The organism is Nonomuraea terrae (genome assembly GCF_044465245.1).
Taxonomy (GTDB): domain Bacteria; phylum Actinomycetota; class Actinomycetes; order Streptosporangiales; family Streptosporangiaceae; genus Nonomuraea; species Nonomuraea terrae.
Window position 1 is genome coordinate 245,666 of sequence record NZ_JBITLL010000008.1, and the last position, 18,576, is coordinate 264,241.

Below are 18,576 nucleotides of genomic sequence, written 5' to 3' on the forward strand. Positions count from 1 at the left end.
GACCATTACCGTGAATGGTCTGATAGTTATTCCGTTAACGTGAAAGGACCATAGGATGCTGCGCACCGAGATCAACGAGCTGCTGACCCAGACCGGACCGGGCACCCCGATGGGCGATCTGTTCCGCCGCTACTGGCAGCCGGTGTTGCTGGCGGAGGAGCTCCCGGCGAACAACTGTCCGCCGGTCCGTGTCAAGGTCCTCTCGGAGCGGCTGATCGCCTTCCGCGACTCCGAGGGCCGCTACGGCCTGATGGACGAGTTCTGTGCCCACCGCGGTGTCTCGCTCTGGTTCGGCCGCAACGAGGAAGGGGGCCTGCGCTGCCCCTACCACGGCTGGAAGTATGACTACACCGGCCAGGCCATCGAGGTGCCCAGCGAGCCCGAGAGCAGCAACTTCTGCGCCAACGTGAAGCTGAAGTCCTATCCCATGATCAAGCGCGGTGACGTGCTCTGGGCCTACCTCGGCGACCCGGACAAGCGGCCGCCGCTGCCCGAGTGGGAGTTCATCACCGTGCCGGAGGGGCAGGCGTACACCTCGAAGCGGTTTCAGGAGTGCAACTGGCTGCAGGCCCTCGAGGGCGGCATCGACTCCAGCCACGTCACCTTCCTGCACTCCGGCAGCCTCGACAGCGACCCGCTGTTCAAGGGGTCGAGGGGCAACGCCTACAACAAGGGCGACCTCAAGCCGTTCTTCGAGGTCGTCGACTACGAGGGCGGCCTGCTGATCGGCGCCCGGCGCAACGCCGAGGAGGGCCACTACTACTGGCGGGTGACGCCGTGGGTGCTGCCCAACTTCACGATGGTGCCGCCGCGCGGCGACCACCCGATGCACGGCCACTTCTGGGTGCCGATCGACGACGAGAACTGCTGGGCCTGGAGCTTCGACTACCACCCGACCCGCCCACTCACCGAGGCCGAGGTCGCGGCCATGCGCGCCGGCATGGGCGTCCACAGCGCGAACGACGAGAACTACCGTCCGCTCGCCAACAAGGACAACGACTACCTGATGGACCGCGAGGCCCAGCGCCGCGGCGAGACGTACTCCGGAATCAAGGGCATCGCCCTCCAGGACGCCTCGCTGCAGGAGTCGATGGGCCCGATCGTCGACCGCACCAAGGAGCGCCTGGTCGCCACCGACGCCGGCATCATCAAGGCACGTCAGAAGCTCCGCAAGGCGGCGCTGGCGCTCGCGCAGGAGGGCGCCGAGCCGGTCGGCAACCGCACGCAGGACCAGAAGGTGCGCTCCGTCGCCATCGTGCTGCCGGCCGACCAGTCGTTCGTCGAAGGCATCGGCGAGGCCATGGTCGCCAAGCCTGGCGTCCCGCAGACCACTGTCTGACATCCCGAGGAGTACACCGATGACACAATCCCGCCTGGTCAGTAGCTGCGCTCGCGCGGCGACCGCCGAGGAGGCGGCCTTCCGGATCGACTATCCCCTGGCTGCCGCCCGGAACACCCGGGTGGTGGCACTGGACGCCGCGGCCGGGGAGATCGTGCGCCAGGCGGCGCAGATGCAGTGGGCGCAGGCGAGGTTCTACTCGGCCGTCGACCCAGGGCACAGCCTCGTCACCATGTCCGGGGAGAGGGTGCCGCTCATCGGGGAGCTGGAGGACAGCAACACCCTCGTACTCGTCTCCACCACTGGTGAGAACACCGAGGCTGCCGCGACCATCGGTGCGGCCTGCAAGGTTCGCGGCATCATGACGGCGGGCCTGGCCGTCACGCCGGGGCAGTTGACCAGTGAGGCGCTGTTCGCGCTCCGGCCCTATGCCCGCATCCTGCTGGTCCCCGCCGAGGAGGACGACCTCTTCGAGCTGCTCAGGGCGACCCGCGCATGAGCGCCGCGGCCGCTCCCGGCAAGGTGACCGTTCCGTCGCTGCAGGCGATGAAGGCCGCCGGCGAGAAGAGCGTGTGCCTCGTCGCCTGGGACTACCAGATGGCGCGCATCGCCGACCGGGTCGGCGTCGAGATGGTCTCCGTCGGCGACACCGTCGGAGTTAACCTCTGGGGTCAGCCGCATCCGCTGGAGATCACGATGGAGGAGATGCTCGTCGTCGCGAAGGCGGTGCGGCGAGGCGTCAGCCGCGCGCTGCTGAGCTGCGACTTCCCGTTCGGCCCGCTTCAGCAGGGCCTGGCCGACGCCGTCCGCGCCGCCATCCGGCTGGTCAAGGAGGCCGGCGTGGACCTGGTCAAGCTCGACGGCGCCGCGGATTTCCCCGAGGCCGTGGAAGCGGTGACCCGCGCCGGCATCCCCGTCTTCGCGCAGTTCGGGATCACTCCGCAGACCGCGCTCAAGTACGGCATCGAGTACTCGGCGGCCAGTTCCGTGCAAGTTCCCGAGGAGATGTTGGACGAGCTGGTCGGCGAGGCGAGGCGGCTGGAGTCGGCCGGCGCCGTCGCGCTCAACTTCACCAACTCCGGTCCCGTCGTCGGGCCCGCCGTGGTCGAGGCGGTGTCGATCCCCGTGCTGGGCGGCTTCGGCGGCGGGCCGTGGCTCGACGGCCGGATCAGGATGACGACCGCGGCGCTCGGATACTCGGCCGACAACCTCGACAGGGAGCCGGACACCTACCTCAACGTCGCCCGGCTCGCCTACGACGCGCTCAGCCAGTGCGCGGCCGACATCCGCGCCGGTCGGCAGATCCGCGGCGGCATCAAGATCTAGGAGCCTCCATGCCCTTCGTCGACCTCGACGGCATCCGTACCCGCTACGAGACGGTGGGCGAGGGTCCGGCGCTGCTGATGTTCAGCCCGGGCGGCTTCGACTCCGGCCTGGAGAACTGGACCAGCTTCGGCCGCTACCGGGACCTGGGCTTCGTCGACGCGTTCGCGCCACACTACACCTGCGTGGTCTTCGACCGGCGGGAGGCCGCCCAGTCGGGCGGCAAGGTCGAGCGGCTCACCTGGGAGAAGTACGTCGGCCAGGCTCTCGGCCTGCTCGACCACCTCGGCATCGACTCCGCCCACACGATGGGGGGCTGCGTGGGCTGCTCGACGGCTGCCGCGCTCGCCGTCGAGGCCCCGGACCGGGTCCGCGGCATGGTGCTCTTCTCCCCCGCCGGCGGGCCCCGCTACCGGATGGCCCAGCACCGCCGCTTCGTGCGGCACCTCGCGTTCGTCGCCGAGCATGGGCTGGGCGCGGTCGTCGAGCTGGCCCGCGTCACGACGGCCGGCTTCAGCAAGGACCCGCGCGTCGGTCCGTGGGCGGCTCCGCTGCGCACCGACGAGGTGTTCGCCGCGGCCTACGCCGCCCTTGACCAGGCCCGGTACGACTTGATCGTGACGGGCAGCATGCGCGGGCTTTTCGACCGCGACACCGTCCCGGGTGTGGAGCCGGAGGAGCTGATGGCGCTCGACGTGCCGGCGCTGATCGTGCCCGGCCAGGACGCCTCGCACGCGCCCTCGGCCGCGCGCTACCTAGAGGAGTGCCTGCCCGTCCATGAGTACTGGGACGTCCCGGTGGCCGAGCAGACGGCGGAGACGGCACCGGCCCGCATCCTGGAGTTCCTCCGGTCCCACGACAGGTGATGATCAGCCCTGCTGTTCGAGTGCGCTGATCTGCGCCACGCGGGCCGCGTGCACACCGCCCTTGAAGGGCGTGCCCAGCCAGAGCGCGAGCAGTTCCTCGGCTTCGTCGTCGCCGAGGACCTTGGTGCCGAGCACCATCACGTTGGCATCGTTGTTGCCACGGGAGATCTCGACCGCGAAGCGGCTGTAGGCCAGCCCGGCGCGCACGCCGCGCATCTTGTTGCAGGCGATCACCTCGCCCTGGCCGCTTCCGCCGATGACGATGCCGAGGTCGTCGTGCCCCGTGGCCACCCGCCGCCCGACCTCGGCGCACAGTGGCGGATAGTCGACGATGTCGGTCGTGTGGGCACCGAGGTCGTCGACCAGGTGGCCGCGCGCCATGAGCCAGTCGGCCAGTCGGCTCTTGAGCAGGACGCCGTTGTGGTCAGCCGCGATCGCGACTCGCATGTCTCAGCCCGCCAGGTCGAGGGTGGAGGGCGCGAAGAGGTCTTCGAGCCGGACCGGCGCGGCGAGGATGTGCTGCCGCACGGCGTGGCCCATGAGCTCCTCCAGGACGGCCCGGTTGGGCTCGAGCCCGTACGGCAACGGGTCCGCGCCGGTCTCGGCCAGCACACGGGCGTACATCCGGTCGGTGGCGTTCTCCACCGTCCCGGAGCGGAGCCGCTCGACGTAGCGTCGCTTGGACTCGGCGAAGGCCTCGAAGACGGCGGCGGCGATCCCGGGCTCGGAGGCCAGGACGTCGTCCTTGACGACGACGAGATGGTTGATCGGGTAGAGGCCGCGCTCGCGCAGGGCGGCGAAGCCGGCCTCCCCGGGGTTGGCGATGAGCGGCGTGACGTCCGGGTCGTCCGGGTCGACGCCGATCACCGCGTCGAGCTCACCCGCCTTCAGCAGGTCGATCAGGGTGCGGCCCGGGGGGGCCGAGACGACGTTCGCGGGCGGGCGGTAGCCGGCGACGTGTTCGTCACCGGAGCGCACCCACGTGACCGAGTCGAGGTCGAGCCCGCCCTCGGCGTCCAAGATCGCCCGGCCCCAGACGCCCGTGGTGACCGTGTAGCCGCGGTTGACGCCGACCCGCCTGCCGGTCAGCTGCTTGGCACCGGTGATCAAGCCGTCGCGGCGCACCAGGATCGCGCCGTGGTGGAAGCCACGGACCAGGAAGACCGGCAGCGCGGTGAAGCGGACGCCGTGCTCGCGGGCGCACAGGTAGGTCGTCAGCGCCATCTCGCTGACGTCGTACGCCAGGTTGCGGACCATCTTGCGGAAGCCGTGGACGAGGACCGCCTCCTGGGCGAACTCGAGCGGGAAGCCCTGGGGGACGACGCTCCCGTCGATGACGGCTCGGTTGTTGCCCTGGGCTCGGGTGAGAGTTACATAACGCACCGGCCTATGGTACTAATGGCATTACCATTTGGCCATAAGGAGAAACATGAGCGACACGGTGCACGCGGCGGTGCGCGTCGCGCCTGGCACGACCGAGATGCAGGAGTTCCCTCTCCCGGCGATCGACGCGGATTCGGCCCTGTTGCAGGTGGAGGTCGCAGGCATCTGCGGCACCGACGTGAAGATGTACGCCAGCCCGCCGAGCATGATCCACGGCCGGGTGATCATGGGCCACGAGAACGTCGGCGTGATCGCCCAGGCCGGCGCCCGGTTCAAGGAGCGACACGGCCTGACCGAGGGCGACCGCGTCTTCGTCGAGCACTATGTCGGCTGTTTCACCTGCGAGTGGTGTCGCATCGGCGAATACCGCCACTGCGAGGCCACCGACTGGCGCACCAACCCCGACGCGCGCCGCTACGGCTACACCTCGGCGGAGAACCCGGGCACCCTGTGGGGCGGTTTCGGTGAGTACATGTACCTGCCCTGGAACGCCGTGCTCCACCGTGTGCCCGAAACCGTCACCGCCGAGCTCGCCGGTCTCGTCACTCCGCTGTCGAACGGGATCGAGTGGGCGCTGCGAGCGGCCGGAGTGGGCTACAGCGACACCGTGCTGATCCAGGGCCCGGGCCAGCAGGGCCTCTCACAGGTGGTGGCCTGCAAGCAGGCCGGCGCCTCGCGGATCATCGTCAGCGGCACCACCCGCGACAAGACGCGGCTCGACCTGGCCCGCGAGCTCGGCGCCGACGACGTCATCGACATCCTGCAGCAGGACCCGCTGGAGAAGGTCATGGACCTCACCGGCGGCCGTGGGGTCGACTTCGTGCTTGACTGCACCTCGCGCGCCGGGACCGGACCCGTGCTGCTCGGGATCGACGCGCTGGTACGGCGGGAGGGCACGCTCCTCATCCAGGGCGAGCTGGCCGCCTTCCCCGACTTCCCGGTCAAGAAGCTGACCGAGAAGGCGATCACCGTCAAGAGCGCTCGCGGTCACTCGTTCAAGGCCTGCGAGCTCGCCCTCGACCAGCTCGCCGCCCGCCGCTTCCCGCTGGAGAAGCTGGCCACCCACCGTTACGGCATCGACCAGGTCGACCACGCCATCCGCGTGCTGGCCGGAGAGACCGAGGAGGACGCGATCCACATCTCGCTCATGCCCGAGCTGATCGGCCAGGCCGGCGGGGCGGTGACGCGTTGAACGGCATCGTCGTCACCGATCCGCCGCGCACGCCGGCCGACCTGCGCGACGGCCTCGGCAAGTACGGCGTCGCCACGGTCCATGAGGCGCAGGGCCGCACCGGGCTGCTGGCGTCCTCCATCTCCCCGGTCTACCGCGGCACCCGCATCTCCGGCACGGCGGTCACGGTCAGCGTGCCGCCCTGCGACAACTGGATGATCCACGTCGCCGTCGAGCAGTGCCGGCCCGGCGACGTCGTCGTGGTGGCCCCGACCTCGCCATCGGATGCCGGCTACTTCGGCGAGCTGCTCGCGACCTCGCTCAAGGCCCGCGGGGTGCGAGGCCTGGTGATCGACGCCGGTGTGCGCGACGTCGCCGAGCTCGAGGCGATGGGCTTCCCGACGTGGTCGAAGTGCGTCTCGGCCGAGGGCACCGTCAAGGAGACCCTCGGCGCGGTGAACGTGCCGGTCGTCTGCGCCGGACGACTGGTCGAGCCCGGTGACGTGATCGTCGCCGACGACGACGGCGTGGTGGTCGTCCGCCGGGCTGAGGCGGCGACCGTGCTCGCGGCCTCGAAGGCGCGCGAGGAGAAGGAGGCGCACTCGCACCGGCGGTACGCCGCCGGCGAGCTCGGGCTGGACGTGAACGCCATGCGCGAGCGGCTCGAGCGCAAGGGGCTGCGCTACGTCGGCTACGAGACCTACCGCAGGGAGCAAGAAGCGTGATCATCGACGTCCACGGCCACTACACCACCGCCCCGCCCGCGCTCCAGGCCTTCCGCAACGCCCAGCTCGCCGGCGGCGACGCCGTACCGGCCCCGATCTCCGACGACCGGCTGCGGGAGAGCGTCGAGGGCAACCAGCTGCGCATCCTGGGTGAACGCGGCGGGGACGTGATGCTGTTGTCTCCCAGGGCCTCCGGCATGGAGCACCACGTTCCCGACCCCGCGGTGGCCGATGCCTGGGCACGCGTGTCCAACGACCTGGTCCACCGGGTCTCCGAGCTCTATCCCCAGCACTTCGCCCCGGTCGCGCAGCTGCCGCAGACGCCCGACGGCAACCTCGACGGCGTGATCGCGGAGCTCCGCCGTGTGGTCGAGGAGCTGGGCTTCGTCGGCTGCAACCTCAACCCCGACCCGTCCGGCACCTGGTCCGGGCTGCCGTTGACCGACGAGTCGTGGTTCCCGGTCTACGAGGTGCTGCAGGAGCTCGACGTCCCTGCCATGGTGCACGTCTCGACCGCGTGCAACCCGAACTTCCACACCCTCGGCGCGCACTACCTCAACGCCGACACGAGCGTCTTCGTCCAGCTGCTGCAGAGCGAGCTCTTCCGGCGGTTCCCCGGCCTGCGCTTCGTCATCCCGCACGGCGGAGGCGCGGTCCCCTACCACTGGGGCCGCTACCGGGGACTGGCGATCCGCTACGGCTGGCAGGATCCCGCCGAGCTGCTCGGCAATATCTTCTTCGACACCGCGGTCTACCACCAGGCCGGGATCGACTTGCTGACCCGCGTCGTACCGGTGGCGAACGTGCTCTTCGCCTCGGAGATGCTCGGCGCGGTACGCGGCGCGGACCCCGAGACCGGCATCGCGTGGGACGACACACTGAGGTACGTCGAGGCCGCGGGCCTGTCCCCCGCCGAACTGGCGGCCGTCTGTGAGGCGAACGCGCGGCGGGTCTACCCGCGGCTGGCGACCCGGCTCGAGCGCGTCGCGATGGGAGCCTGACATGGGCCGGCTGGCGCTGACACTCGCCTGTGGCGACTACGACCGCACCCGTGCCCTCGAGGACGGCAGCATCCGCCCTGACGGCATCGATCTGACCTACTTGCGGCTTCCAGTCGAGGAGACCTTCTTCCGGATGCTGCGGCACCGCGAGTTCGACGTGGCGGAGATGTCGCTGTCGACGTACGTCGCCACGCTCGACGCGGAGACACCGCCGTTCGTGGCGCTGCCCGTCTTCACCTCACGGATGTTCCGGCACGGCGGCATCTACCTCAACGCCGACGCCGGCATCGACAAGCCGTCCGACCTGCGCGGCAAGCGCATCGGCAACCCAGAGTTCCAGCTGACCGCGGGGGTGTGGATCCGCGGCATCCTCGCCGAGCATCACGGCGTGCCCCTCGACTCGGTCACCTACGTCTCCGGCGGCCAGGAGTCGCCGGGACGCATCGAGAAGGGCCGGGTCGAGACACCGTTCCGGACGGAGACGGCGCCGCCCGGCCGGACCCTGGCCGACATGCTCGCGAACGGCGAGATCGACGCCCTCTACACCCCTCGCGTGCCGAGCCCGTTCCAGCGGCGGGACCCTCGTGTCAAGCGGCTCTTCCCCGACGTCGTCGGGGCGGAACGTGCCTACTTCGCCGCGACGGGGATCTTCCCGATCATGCACGTCGTCGTCATCCGCCGCGACGTCTACGAACAGCACCGCTGGGTGGCGCAGTCGCTCTACAAGGCCTTCGTGGCCGCGCGCGACGACGCCTACGGACGCATCTACGATTCCTCCGCGCTGCGCTTCATGACGCCGTGGCTGATCCAGGAGATCGAGCAGGCCCGTGACCTGCTCGGCGCCGACTACTGGTCGTACGGCGTGCAGGCGAACCAGCACGTGCTGGCTACGTTCCTGCGCTATCACCATGAGCAGGGCCTGTCCCGCCGGCTTCGCGAGCCGGAGGCGATCTTCGCCCCGGAGAGCCTGGAAGCGTTCGTCATATGATGGCCGACGAACTCGACGAGCTGCGCAGGACAGTGGCCCTCGGCTGCCGCATCGTGGCGGCGGCCGGGCTGACCACGCCGCTGCTCGGACACATCAGCCTGCGCGTCGGCCCGGACCGGGTCCTGGTCCGCTGCCGCGGCCCTCAGGAGCGCGGCCTGCTCTTCACCACCGTGTCCGACGTCCGGCTCGTCTCCCTCGACGACGAGGGCGACGTCGGCGACGGCTACCGGCTGCCCAACGAGTATCGGATCCACGCCGAGATCCTGCGCGCACGCCCGGACATCGCCTCCGTGCTGCACGCCCATCCCCGCTCGGCCCTTCTCGGCGGGCTCGCGGAGGTGCCGATCCGCCCGATCTTCGGCGCCTACGACATCCCGGCGTTCCGGCTGGCCGACGGCGGCGTGCCCGTCTACCCCCATGCCGGCCTGGTCCGCACCGCCGCCGCGGGCGGAGAGCTCGCCCGCGTCCTCGGCGGGTCCGCTGTCGTTCTGCTCCGTGGCCACGGTGTCGCAACGGTCGGCCAGGATGTACCACAGGTGCTGAGCCATTTGCTCGCGCTCGACGAACTGCTGCGGGTCAGCGTCGAGCTGGCCCAGCTGGGTGCCGCGCCGTCCGCGGTGACCGAACAGGACCGTGAGCACCTGCCCGATCTCGGTGCAGCGTTCAACGAACAGTTGCTGTGGCGCCACCACGTGGGGCTCCTGGAGCTGCAGGGTCTCGCGGACGTCGGCTGACGCGCGGGCCTTCAGGCGACCGCGGTCGAGGTCGAGGGGCTCATCAGGTCCTTGAGGGAGACCAACTCGTCACCGACCCGGTCGGGTGGCAGCGTGCCCCCATCACCGAGCACCTTGCGCACGACCATGTAGTCACGGGGCGCGTTGACGGAGTCCGACGCAATGAGTCGGCCGGTCTTGTAGTAGAACACCGAGAACTGCTCGGTCGCCGGATCGCCACGCACGACGCAGTAGTCGTAGCCCGCGGACAGGCCGGCGATCTGCAGCTTCAGATCGGCCTGATCCGACCAGAACCAGGGCACGGAACGTGTCTCTCTGCTGAGCCCGAGCAGCGAGGCGGCGGCGACCTGCGCCTGCGACACGGCGTTCTGCACCGACTCGATCCGCACCTGGCCCTGCCCGGTCAGCGGATGGGGAAGAACGGTGCAGTCGCCGGCGGCGACGATCGCCGGGTTGCTGGTCCTCGCGTCGGCGTCGACGACGATACCGCGGTCCACCCGCAGTCCCAGCTGCTCGGCGAGCTCGGTGCGAGGCTCCAGGCCGATGCCCACGACCACCACGTCCGCCGGAAGGGTGGCGCCATCGCTCAGCTCCACGCCCTGTACGTGCTCGTCACCGGTGAACGCGGTCACCGTCGCGCCGAGGCGCACCGCCGTGCCACGGCGCCGGTGCGCGTCGGCATAGAAGCCGGAGACTGCGGGCGCGACCGCACGCGCCATCAGCCGGTCGGCGGCCTCCACCACGGTGACGTCCTTGCCCGCGGCTCGCGCAGCGGCAGCGGCTTCGAGGCCGACGAATCCGCCGCCGACGACCACGACGCGCTCGGCGGCCTCCAGGTCGTGGCGCAGCGCGAGCGCGTCGTCGACGTCTCGGAGGTAGTGGATGCCGGCCAGACCGTGACCGGGTACGCGCATGCGCCGTGGGGTGCCACCGACGGTCAGGGCGAGCCCGGTGAAGGCGAGCCGCCGGCCACCGCGCGTCAGCGCCTCACCCGAACCGGTGACGGGATCGGTGAGACGGATGGTCTCGACCCATTCCCCACAGATCAGCTCGATCGCGTTGCTCGCGTAAAAGCCCTCGCCGCGCAGCGCGAGACGGTCCTCGGGGAGATCGCCTTGGAGGAACCGCTTGGACAGCGGTGGCCGCTGGTAGGGCGGGCGCGCCTCGCCGCCGATCAGCGTGATCGGATCGGTCGCGCCAAGCTCCCGAAGACTGGTCGCCACCTGCAGCCCAGCCTGACTGGCGCCCACGATCAGCGTGCCAACGCGTTCCGGGTCACTGGAGTTCACCGCCGCACCTCCTTAAAGGTCTAACATTTATACCTTATTACCTTCCGGCGCTCAACCTCCAGGTTGGCGCACGAGTACGCGACGACTCGATCGTCGTCGACACCTGACAACTCCGCCCGCTCCGGCGACTCCGCTAGAAAGCGGGTGTGGTGGCGGATCGCGAGGAGCACCGCGCCCATCCTTGGAGTGGCAGATGGGCGATGGCTGCAGTCCGGACGGCCATTGCGGCTCCGGTAGGAAGGTAATACCATTGACCCTAATGCGTCAGATCCCATGAGATGAGGAGATGGATACGCACGCGTTCGAAGTCAAGGGTTCGGTCGTAGGCGGCGGCCCCGTGAGGCGTTCCGGCGCGTACTACGCCGGCTTCCGTGGCCCGGCAACGGGGATCCCGGACTCGTTGAAGGAGCCCGGAGAGCGGATCAGCGCGATCTACCCGGAGAACATGAGCCACATCATCGCGGACCTCCTCGGGCCGACCCCCCGGGCAAGAGCTCCTCGGTCGTGGGCTGGAGCACTTCGCGCCGGGCGAGGCGGCCACTTCGGTCGACGAAGCGGCCGTGGTCATTCGACCTGTTCCCCGGACACTTGACCCGCTCTGCCCCGTCGACGCGATAGTCGGTGACCGGAGCCCGAAGGGGCAGACGAGCACGTACAGGACAACGCGCGTCTCTTCGGCGGCCTCCTGCCTGACCGTCTGAATCCGCTGGGGGAATCCCGGCGGAGTCTCGAAGAGGGACGGGCAGGCGTGGACACGGAGACCATTCGACTGGCCGAATCGAAGCAACCGTGACACGGGTACCGGTGGCACACCGGCGCCCGAGCAGGACGATGACCGAAAACAGGAGGACCCATGGGCAAGAGCGGACGAGTGTTCGTGCGCGGACTGATCTCGCAGACATACGGCCTCGGAGAGTTCCGCCGCCGCCAATTGGCAGTCGAGCGGGTACGTGACGACAGCGTCGTCGTGGACGACGCGAAGGTCGGGCACTCGGGCGACAGCGCGAAGAGCCGGACCTGGTGGCGGATCGGTCCGGGTGACGAGGACTTCCTCACCCAGACGATCCAGGTGCACTTCGTGGAGCTGCCGCCGGAGTCGTCGAATCACGGCCACGGCCACCAGAACGAGGCCGCCTTCTACATCTTGGAGGGCCGGGGCTATGAGATCCACGACGACCAGCGCTATGACTGGAACAAGGACGACCTGGTCTTCGTGCACACCGACTCCGTGCACCGGCACTTCAACCCGTACCAGGAGCGGGCCGTCGCGCTGGTGGTGAAGGCGAAGTGCACGTGGATGTTCATGGGGCTGATCCAGCAGGGCCGGTCGGGACCGGTCGAGCAGGAGGAGCGTTTCGGTCCCCGTGAGGACTGGTCGCGCATCTGGACGCCGGGGGTGCTCGACCGTAAGAAGGTGATCTCTCCTGCGGACACGACCTGGGAGCAGACCCCGCTCGGGCGGGTCCGCGTCATGTCGTCACCAGAGCGCACGGACGCCCGGATCTTCAGCGTGGACGCCTTCGAGCTCGACATCCCCGCAGGCGGCCACAGCGGAAAGTACTGGAAGATGGCCGACGAGGTCTACTACGTGCTCGACGGCGACGGGTACGCGCTTCAGTGGGAGGTCGAGGCGGAGATTGCGGAGAAGTACTACGCGAGGATCGCCCTTGAGCCGAAGCGCTATGACATCAGGCGGGGCGACACGCTCTATGTCCCGCAGAATCACGTCTGTCAGATCTTCGCGGCGGACGGGACTCCGTTGCGTCTGTTCAACGCGCAGAACCGCGTCTTCAAGCACCTCGGCTACGACACCGTCCACTACCTCGAGCCGGCCTCGCCTACGATGTAGTGACCTCGCGGACGAAGGGCGCCTCGCTCCAACGCTCAAGGGCATCGACTGGGGAGCCGTCCCCCTCTCCATGCCCGCGAACATCGAAGGCGGGACGGTGCCGCCGCTCATGACGGCGATGACCGGTCACTACCGCAGGCTCCCGGGGCAGTACGGCGACACAGTGAAGACGACCTTCGACCAGGTGGCCGGCTGGTTAACGGATCACCGTGTGAGCTGAGTTGATCGTGCTGTCGGCCCGGCCCCTGTTCCGCGACGCCCCGAGTTGTGCGTGGCGGACGGTCGCGGAGCCGGGCCTGACGGCCGTCGGCTCGGGCAGCGTCAGGTGCAGCGGATATCGCACCCTGAGCTGCGCCGGCGCATTCTCGACCTGTATCTCCATCGACAGCGCCGGTCGCGAGTACGCCGTAGACGCGACTGTCGGCGACACGGTCATGGCGACCGCGGCCAAGCACGGCGTCCCGGGGTCGTCGCGGAATGCGGCTGTAACTGTTCCTGTGGCGACCACCCGGCGCGTCTCCCCCCGTCGGCACGCGCGACTGACCGCGGAAGGCAGGTAGACCCATGTCCCGGCCGCATCTCACCTCCGCCTGCGGCGACTACGACCGCACGCGTGCACCCGCGCCGAGCCGAAGCGGCCACCCAAGGAGCTGTTCGCTCCCGTTGGAGTCGGCGGTCGTCTGATGACGCACCGGCGCAGAGTGCGCAAGCCACGATGAGACTGGCCCTCCTTCGGCACGGCGAGAGCGAGTGGAACTCCAAGAACCTGTTCACGGGGTGGGTCGATGTCGACCTGACGCCGTTCGGTGAGGAGCAGGCACGGCAGGGTGGGCGACTACTGCACCAGGCCGGACTGTTGCCGACCGTGGTGCACACCTCCCTGCTCACACGCGCGGTGCGCACCGGGAATCTTGCGCTGGAGGCGGCCGGTCGGGTCTGGATCCCGGCCCGCAGGCATTGGCGGCTCAACGAGCGGCATTACGGTGCACTGCAGGGCAAGGAGAAAAGGGCGATTCTCCAAGAATACGGCGAGGAGCGGTTCCGACTCTGGCGCCGGTCGTACGACGTGCCGCCGCCGGGCGACCCGGACGACGAGTGGCACGTGCGAAGCGACCCGCGCTACGCCGGGCTACCCCGCGACCTCGTGCCCCGGGCCGAGTCACTCGCTGACGTCGTCGCCCGCCTGCTGCCCTACTGGTACGACGTCATCGCTCCTGACCTACGCGCCGGTCATACGGTGCTTGTCGTGGCGCACAGCAACTCGCTGCGGGCACTCGTCGCGCACCTCGACCGCCTCGACCGTGAGGAGGTCATGGCGCTGAACATCCCGACCGGCATTCCCCTGCGCTATGACCTCGACGACGATCTGAAGCCGGTCCTGCGCGGTGGCCGCTACCTTGACCCGGAGGCGGCCGCTGTGGGTGCCCTGGCGGTGGCGGACCAAGGGCGTTGAGCCGAGCGCGGGGGCGAGCCGGGCGATGCGATCGCGAGCCACACCATGGAGGCGATGCCCGCCGCCTACGGCTCAGGCGCGGCGAAGGCGTCGCACGACACCGGGCGCTTGCACCGCGGCCACGCGAGGCGTCCGCTCTCCACCTTGACGGTCATGTCCCCGGCGTGGAGCGCCGCTTCTCTTCGGGGTTCTCGTCGAACGACTCCGCCACTCGCTCCCCATCGGCCTTGACGAGTCCGGTGTAGGACCGCACCACGCCGCCCCGCAGCCATGACCACCCCGCGACGACCATCGGACCCAGCCCTCCGATGGTGAGTGCCGCCACAGGTCCGATCGCACCGGCCACCGCCCCGACGACGACGTCCCCGATCGCCGGGCCTCCCCGCGAAGACATCTGGTAGAAGGCGGTCACCCGGCCCCGGATCTCATCCGGGGTGTCGATCTGGACCGCGGCATGCCGGATCGTGGTCGCCATGGCGTCAAAGGCGCCGAGGAGCAGGGCGGCGAGCACAGCCAGGAGGAAGCCCGGCGAGTGCGCCAGGAGAATGGCGGAGATGCCGTAGAGGACCGTGGAAACCAACAGGACCCGGCCCTGCCTCTGACTTCGCTGCACCGTACGGAAGACCGCATATGTCGCGATCAACGCACCGGCGGACGGGGCACCGGACAGCACTCCGTATCCGGTCGCGCCGACGTGCAACACATCCAGCGCGAGCGCCGGCAGCAGGACGCGATAGGCGCTGAACACGGTCGCCGACAGGTCGAGCAGCATGAGGTTGTAGATGAGCGGCCGGTGGGCGATGTACTTGGCGCCCTCGGCGATCGATCCCAGTATCGAGCGGCGCTCCGCAGCCGACTCCAGCTTGGAGATCCGGAGCGTGGCGAGCACTCCGACCAGCACCGCGTAGGTCACCGCGTCGATGACGTACATCAGTCCAGGCCCGGCCAGGCTGATGAGCACGCCGGACAGGAGCGGGCCTACCAGCACGGCCAGCTCCCGCGACGGGTTGAGCAGCGCGACCGCCTGCCCGATCTGGTTCTTCGGCACCAGAGCGGGGATCAGCGCCTGCCTGGCCGGCTGGTCGAAGGTCGCCGCGGCTGTGGTGAGCACCACGGAGATCACGACGTGCCAGGCCTCGGCCTCGCCGATCAGCGTCAGCCAGGAGAGCGCAACGGCGACGAGCAACGCGACGGCCTGCGCGACCTGGAGCAGGCGGCGCCGGTCCAGGCGGTCGGCGAGCGCCCCGCCCAGCGGACTGAGGACAAGCAGCGCGACCGCCTGCGCGGCGCCGACCAGCCCGGTGTAGGCGACAGAGCCGGTGAGCTGGTAGACCTGGTAGAAATTCGCCGCCACGGTGCCGCGGGTGCCGATCTGGGACAGGACGACCCCTGCCCAGTACAGCGTGAAGTCGCGGTTCCGCATGATCGCGGGTATCACGCGGTGTCTCCCACCTTTCTGATCACGCACTCCTGTTCACGCCCGAAGGCCCGGAGAGCGCAGGGCCCGCCGATTCACTGATCGGAGGTACGGTCAGTCGACGGGGACGAGCACGAGCTTGGCGGGATCCATCCGCAGATAGACCTCGGTCCCGGGTTCTATCGAGGTCGAGGGGTTCCCGCGAGTCCGCAGCTCATGCTTGCCGACACCCACCACGTGATCGAGGCTGTCTCCGAGGTAGGCACGGGTCAGGACCGTACCCTTCCACTCGTTGGGCACCTCGCCCGCCCGGGAGGTGGTGCTGACCTCCAACGCTTCCGGCCGCACGGACACGATCACGTCGGTGCCCAGGGGCAGGGTCATGGCGGAGTCGAGTGCGAGCTGCCCGTCGATGGTGTTGACGGTGTATCGATCACCATCCTTGGCCACTACGTTGCCGGTCAGGAAGTTCGACGTACCGATGAACTCGGCGACGAACCTGCAGTTGGGGTTCTCGTAGATGTCGCGGGGACGGCCGAGCTGCACGATGTTGCCGTTCTGCATCACCGCGATCGCGTTGCTGAGGGCCAGGGCCTCGACCTGGTCATGCGTCACGTACACCGAGGTGATGCCGAGCTCGCGCTGCACCCTCTTCAGCTCGTACCGCAGCGACTCCCGCAGTTTCGCGTCGAGGTTGGACAGCGGTTCGTCGAGCAGCAGGAGCGGGGGTTCGATGACGAGCGCCCGGGCGAGGGCGAGCCGTTGCTGCTGACCGCCGGACAGCTTGGTGGCCTGGCGGTCGGCCAGGTGGGCGAGCTCCATCGTCTCGAGCACGCGCATCACCCGGTCGGAGATCTGCTTACGGCCCAGCCGGTCGCCGCGCTTCTTCACCTGCAGGGGGAAGGCGACGTTGTCGAAGACCGACATGTGCGGCCAGATGGCATAGGACTGGAAGACCATGCCCAGTCCCCGCTCGTTCGCGGGGACGTTCACCGATTTCTTCCCCTCGTCGGTGGAGAAGAGGACACGATCGCCGACTTCGATGGTCCCCGAGTCGGGGCGTTCCAGCCCGGCGATCGAGCGCAGCGTCGTCGTCTTGCCGCAACCCGAGGGTCCGAGCAAGGTGAAGAGCTGACCGTTCTCGACGTTGAAGCTGACGTCGTTGACCGCGAACACCCGGGCGTCCTGTGCCGAGGACGCGCGCGAGTCACGCCGGCGGCGGCGCTCTCCGTCGAAGGTCTTGACGAGGTTGTTGATGCGGAGCACCTGTCCTCCTGATAAGAGCGCGTTGTTCAGTCCTGCCGGAGCCCGACTTTGGCGCCGAGCTTGTAGGCGATGACGACGAGCACGGCGAGGGTCAGCACCATGACGACACCGAGTGCCGCAAGGACGGTGAACTGGCCGTTCTCGTACTGCTCGAAGATGAGAATGGAAAGGACCTCGTTGCCGGGGCTGTAGAGCAGGATCGAGCTCGACAGTTCGCGGAACGAGACGACGAGGATGTAGATCCACCCGGCCAGCAGGCCGGGCGACAGGAGCGGCAGGAGCACCCTGCGGAACGTCTGCCACCAGCTCGCGCCGCTCACCTGTGCGGACTCCTCCAGCTCAGCCGAGATCTGGTGCATCGACGTGACCGCGTAACGCATGCCGTACGGCATGTAGCGGGTGCAGTAGGCGATCAGCAGGATGAAGATCGTGCCGTAGATCGGGACAGGGCTGCGCAGGTACACGAACGAAAGCGCGAGCCCGAGTACCAGACCGGGGATCACGAGCGGGACGAACGAGAAGTGGTCCACGAGTTGCCGCCCGGGAATGCGCGAGCGCACGACTATCCAGGCGCCGACCGCCATCAGGATCATGACGAGCGTTGCCGACCCCAGACCGAGGGCGAGGGAGTTCTTCAATGCTGTCATCGCGTCGGACATGTCGAAGAGCTGGCGATAGTTGTCCAGGGACATCGACGCGAAGGCGGCGGCCGACGGCGCCTGGTAGAACTTCAGCAGGGACGTGTAGAGCAGCACGAGCAGCGGCCCGACGACGGTGAGGAAGAAGTACAGCACGATGGCGCCTCCCATGACCGGCCGCCACTTGCCGAGCTCCATCGGACGAGGACGGAACCCCTTGCCGGTCACGGTCTGGTAGGTCTTGCCCGACCTGCCGACGAGGTTGGAGATCGTAACGCCGATCAACGCCAACACCAGAAGGCCCACCGCCAGCGCGCCGGCCGCGGCGAGGTCCGGCGGGTAGGAGCGCAGAACGAAGTAGATGCGACTGGTGAAGACGTAGATCCCGTTCTGCAGGCCGAGCAGGGCGGGAACTTCGAAGCTTTCCAGGCTGCGCACGACCATGATGAGCACCGCGGCGACGATCGCCGGGCGTGTCAGCGGCATGGTGACCCTGCGGAAGACCTGCCACCTGCTGGCGCCGGACATCAGGGCCGACTCCTCAAGGGAGGGGTCCATCGACCGGAAGGCGGCGACCATGAGGAGGAACACGATGGGAGAAAGGTGCAGGCCCTCGACCCAGACCATCCCCCACACGGTGAAGATATCGAAGAAACCTGGGCCGAAGATCGGTTCAACAACCTTGTTGAGCAGGCCGATGTCCGGGCTCGCCAGGAAGATCCACGCGATGGTGTACAGAATCCCCGGAATGATCAATGGAATGATCGAGGCCGCGAAGAAAAGCCCCTTGAACGGGACATCCGTCCGCACGTTGAGGTAGGCAAGCGCGGTGCCGACGCACAGCGACAGCACGGCCGCTCCTACCGCGAACCACAGCGAGTTCCCAATCATGTCGCCGACGCGCGGGTCACCGTAGGCACGCGCGAAACCGCCGAGGGTGAAGCCGTTGGCATCGAAGAAGGTGCCCCAGATCAGGTAATAGAGGGGCACGAGCGCGAGATAGCCGATCAAGCCGGCGACCACGACAATGATGATTACTTTAGGGGTCCCCAACCGGCGCAGCCATCCGAGCGTGGCCCCCTTGCGGGCAGCGACGGCGGGAGATGCCGTGGTCATGCCTCACCTCTTTCTGAA

General features: G+C 68.7%; 18 protein-coding genes. 12 read left to right on the forward strand and 6 right to left on the reverse strand.

The genetic code is table 11. The features are described from left to right. Positions 1–55: 55 nt before the first annotated feature. Genes ACIBP6_RS39460 through ACIBP6_RS39475 form a run of 4 tightly spaced genes read left to right on the forward strand, consistent with a single transcriptional unit; the run spans position 56 to position 3,528 of the window. Positions 56–1,339, forward strand: coding sequence for an aromatic ring-hydroxylating dioxygenase subunit alpha (locus ACIBP6_RS39460; RefSeq protein WP_397059365.1), 1,284 nt, complete (start codon positions 56–58; stop codon positions 1,337–1,339). 19 nt (positions 1,340–1,358) lie between these two features. After that, on the forward strand, positions 1,359–1,838 hold the full coding sequence (locus ACIBP6_RS39465; protein WP_397059367.1) for a hypothetical protein: 480 nt from the start codon (positions 1,359–1,361) through the stop codon (positions 1,836–1,838). Next, on the forward strand, positions 1,835–2,665 hold the full coding sequence (locus tag ACIBP6_RS39470) for a 3-methyl-2-oxobutanoate hydroxymethyltransferase (RefSeq protein ID WP_397059369.1): 831 nt from the start codon (positions 1,835–1,837) through the stop codon (positions 2,663–2,665). Before ACIBP6_RS39465 ends, ACIBP6_RS39470 begins: the two co-directional genes overlap by 4 nt. An 8-nt stretch (positions 2,666–2,673) precedes the next feature. Beyond that, on the forward strand, positions 2,674–3,528 hold the full coding sequence (locus ACIBP6_RS39475) for an alpha/beta fold hydrolase (RefSeq protein WP_397059371.1): 855 nt from the start codon (positions 2,674–2,676) through the stop codon (positions 3,526–3,528). A gap of 3 nt (positions 3,529–3,531) precedes the next feature. Here the strand turns inward: ACIBP6_RS39475 and ACIBP6_RS39480 are convergent, their stop codons facing one another. Together ACIBP6_RS39480 and ACIBP6_RS39485 are read right to left on the reverse strand one after the other, a co-directional pair. Then, on the reverse strand, positions 3,532–3,975 hold the full coding sequence (locus ACIBP6_RS39480; protein WP_397059373.1) for an RpiB/LacA/LacB family sugar-phosphate isomerase: 444 nt from the start codon (positions 3,973–3,975) through the stop codon (positions 3,532–3,534). Between the two features lie 3 nt (positions 3,976–3,978). Beyond that, on the reverse strand, positions 3,979–4,911 hold the full coding sequence (locus tag ACIBP6_RS39485) for a hypothetical protein (RefSeq protein WP_397059375.1): 933 nt from the start codon (positions 4,909–4,911) through the stop codon (positions 3,979–3,981). Positions 4,912–4,957: 46 nt separating this feature from the next. Here ACIBP6_RS39485 and ACIBP6_RS39490 point away from each other — a divergent pair, with 46 nt between their 5' ends. Genes ACIBP6_RS39490 through ACIBP6_RS39510 form a run of 5 tightly spaced genes read left to right on the forward strand, consistent with a single transcriptional unit; the run spans position 4,958 to position 9,530 of the window. Then, positions 4,958–6,103 (forward strand): zinc-binding dehydrogenase, encoded by a 1,146-nt coding sequence (locus ACIBP6_RS39490; RefSeq protein ID WP_397059377.1) that lies wholly within the window; start codon positions 4,958–4,960, stop codon positions 6,101–6,103. Further along, a complete protein-coding gene (locus ACIBP6_RS39495; RefSeq protein ID WP_397059379.1) occupies positions 6,100–6,807 on the forward strand; it encodes a 4-carboxy-4-hydroxy-2-oxoadipate aldolase/oxaloacetate decarboxylase in 708 nt (235 codons plus the stop codon). Before ACIBP6_RS39490 ends, ACIBP6_RS39495 begins: the two co-directional genes overlap by 4 nt. After that, positions 6,804–7,808 (forward strand): amidohydrolase family protein, encoded by a 1,005-nt coding sequence (locus tag ACIBP6_RS39500; RefSeq protein ID WP_397059381.1) that lies wholly within the window; start codon positions 6,804–6,806, stop codon positions 7,806–7,808. The genes ACIBP6_RS39495 and ACIBP6_RS39500 overlap by 4 nt, the downstream gene beginning before the upstream one ends. 1 nt (position 7,809) lies before the next feature. Next, a complete protein-coding gene (locus tag ACIBP6_RS39505) occupies positions 7,810–8,796 on the forward strand; it encodes an ABC transporter substrate-binding protein (protein ID WP_397059383.1) in 987 nt (328 codons plus the stop codon). Continuing rightward, complete coding sequence (locus ACIBP6_RS39510; RefSeq protein WP_397059385.1) at positions 8,793–9,530, forward strand: class II aldolase/adducin family protein; 738 nt, start codon at positions 8,793–8,795, stop codon at positions 9,528–9,530. Before ACIBP6_RS39505 ends, ACIBP6_RS39510 begins: the two co-directional genes overlap by 4 nt. Positions 9,531–9,541: 11 nt before the next feature. Here ACIBP6_RS39510 and ACIBP6_RS39515 read toward each other — a convergent pair whose 3' ends face one another. Then, a complete protein-coding gene (locus ACIBP6_RS39515; RefSeq protein WP_397059387.1) occupies positions 9,542–10,819 on the reverse strand; it encodes an NAD(P)/FAD-dependent oxidoreductase in 1,278 nt (425 codons plus the stop codon). Positions 10,820–11,672: 853 nt separating this feature from the next. On the opposite strand from ACIBP6_RS39515, the gene ACIBP6_RS39520 reads away from it, so the two are divergent. The 3 genes from ACIBP6_RS39520 (at position 11,673) to ACIBP6_RS39530 (ending at position 14,121) form a co-directional block, all read left to right on the forward strand. Continuing rightward, positions 11,673–12,668, forward strand: coding sequence for a cupin domain-containing protein (locus ACIBP6_RS39520; RefSeq protein ID WP_397059388.1), 996 nt, complete (start codon positions 11,673–11,675; stop codon positions 12,666–12,668). Positions 12,669–12,738: 70 nt separating this feature from the next. Beyond that, positions 12,739–12,888 carry a hypothetical protein gene (locus ACIBP6_RS39525; RefSeq protein ID WP_397059390.1) on the forward strand — a complete coding sequence of 50 codons (150 nt, stop codon included), beginning with the start codon at positions 12,739–12,741 and terminating at the stop codon, positions 12,886–12,888. A 495-nt stretch (positions 12,889–13,383) separates the two neighbouring features. Next, a complete protein-coding gene (locus tag ACIBP6_RS39530; RefSeq protein ID WP_397059391.1) occupies positions 13,384–14,121 on the forward strand; it encodes a phosphoglyceromutase in 738 nt (245 codons plus the stop codon). Between the two features lie 151 nt (positions 14,122–14,272). Here the strand turns inward: ACIBP6_RS39530 and ACIBP6_RS39535 are convergent, their stop codons facing one another. The 3 genes from ACIBP6_RS39535 to ACIBP6_RS39545 all read right to left on the reverse strand — a co-directional run bounded on the left by ACIBP6_RS39535 (position 14,273) and on the right by ACIBP6_RS39545 (position 18,558). Continuing rightward, entirely contained in the window at positions 14,273–15,544 is a 1,272-nt protein-coding gene (locus ACIBP6_RS39535) for an MFS transporter (RefSeq protein ID WP_397059393.1), read from the reverse strand. A gap of 108 nt (positions 15,545–15,652) precedes the next feature. Beyond that, positions 15,653–16,804 carry an ABC transporter ATP-binding protein gene (locus ACIBP6_RS39540; protein WP_397059395.1) on the reverse strand — a complete coding sequence of 384 codons (1,152 nt, stop codon included), beginning with the start codon at positions 16,802–16,804 and terminating at the stop codon, positions 15,653–15,655. 26 nt (positions 16,805–16,830) lie between these two features. Then, a complete protein-coding gene (locus tag ACIBP6_RS39545; RefSeq protein WP_397059397.1) occupies positions 16,831–18,558 on the reverse strand; it encodes an ABC transporter permease in 1,728 nt (575 codons plus the stop codon). Positions 18,559–18,576 lie beyond the last annotated feature (18 nt).

Excerpts from the sequence above, each read along its gene's own strand:
- ACIBP6_RS39460 (WP_397059365.1), top strand. The coding sequence starts at position 56 with ATGCTGCGCACCGAGATCAACGAGCTGCTGACCCAGACCGGACCGGGC.
- ACIBP6_RS39465 (WP_397059367.1), top strand. The coding sequence starts at position 1,359 with ATGACACAATCCCGCCTGGTCAGTAGCTGCGCTCGCGCGGCGACCGCC.
- ACIBP6_RS39470 (WP_397059369.1), top strand. The coding sequence starts at position 1,835 with ATGAGCGCCGCGGCCGCTCCCGGCAAGGTGACCGTTCCGTCGCTGCAG.
- ACIBP6_RS39475 (WP_397059371.1), top strand. The coding sequence starts at position 2,674 with ATGCCCTTCGTCGACCTCGACGGCATCCGTACCCGCTACGAGACGGTG.
- ACIBP6_RS39480 (WP_397059373.1), bottom strand. The coding sequence starts at position 3,975 with ATGCGAGTCGCGATCGCGGCTGACCACAACGGCGTCCTGCTCAAGAGC.
- ACIBP6_RS39490 (WP_397059377.1), top strand. The coding sequence starts at position 4,958 with ATGAGCGACACGGTGCACGCGGCGGTGCGCGTCGCGCCTGGCACGACC.
- ACIBP6_RS39505 (WP_397059383.1), top strand. The coding sequence starts at position 7,810 with ATGGGCCGGCTGGCGCTGACACTCGCCTGTGGCGACTACGACCGCACC.
- ACIBP6_RS39510 (WP_397059385.1), top strand. The coding sequence starts at position 8,793 with ATGATGGCCGACGAACTCGACGAGCTGCGCAGGACAGTGGCCCTCGGC.
- ACIBP6_RS39520 (WP_397059388.1), top strand. The coding sequence starts at position 11,673 with ATGGGCAAGAGCGGACGAGTGTTCGTGCGCGGACTGATCTCGCAGACA.
- ACIBP6_RS39525 (WP_397059390.1), top strand. The coding sequence starts at position 12,739 with ATGCCCGCGAACATCGAAGGCGGGACGGTGCCGCCGCTCATGACGGCG.
- ACIBP6_RS39530 (WP_397059391.1), top strand. The coding sequence starts at position 13,384 with ATGAGACTGGCCCTCCTTCGGCACGGCGAGAGCGAGTGGAACTCCAAG.
- ACIBP6_RS39535 (WP_397059393.1), bottom strand. The coding sequence starts at position 15,544 with ATGCGGAACCGCGACTTCACGCTGTACTGGGCAGGGGTCGTCCTGTCC.
- ACIBP6_RS39545 (WP_397059397.1), bottom strand. The coding sequence starts at position 18,558 with ATGACCACGGCATCTCCCGCCGTCGCTGCCCGCAAGGGGGCCACGCTC.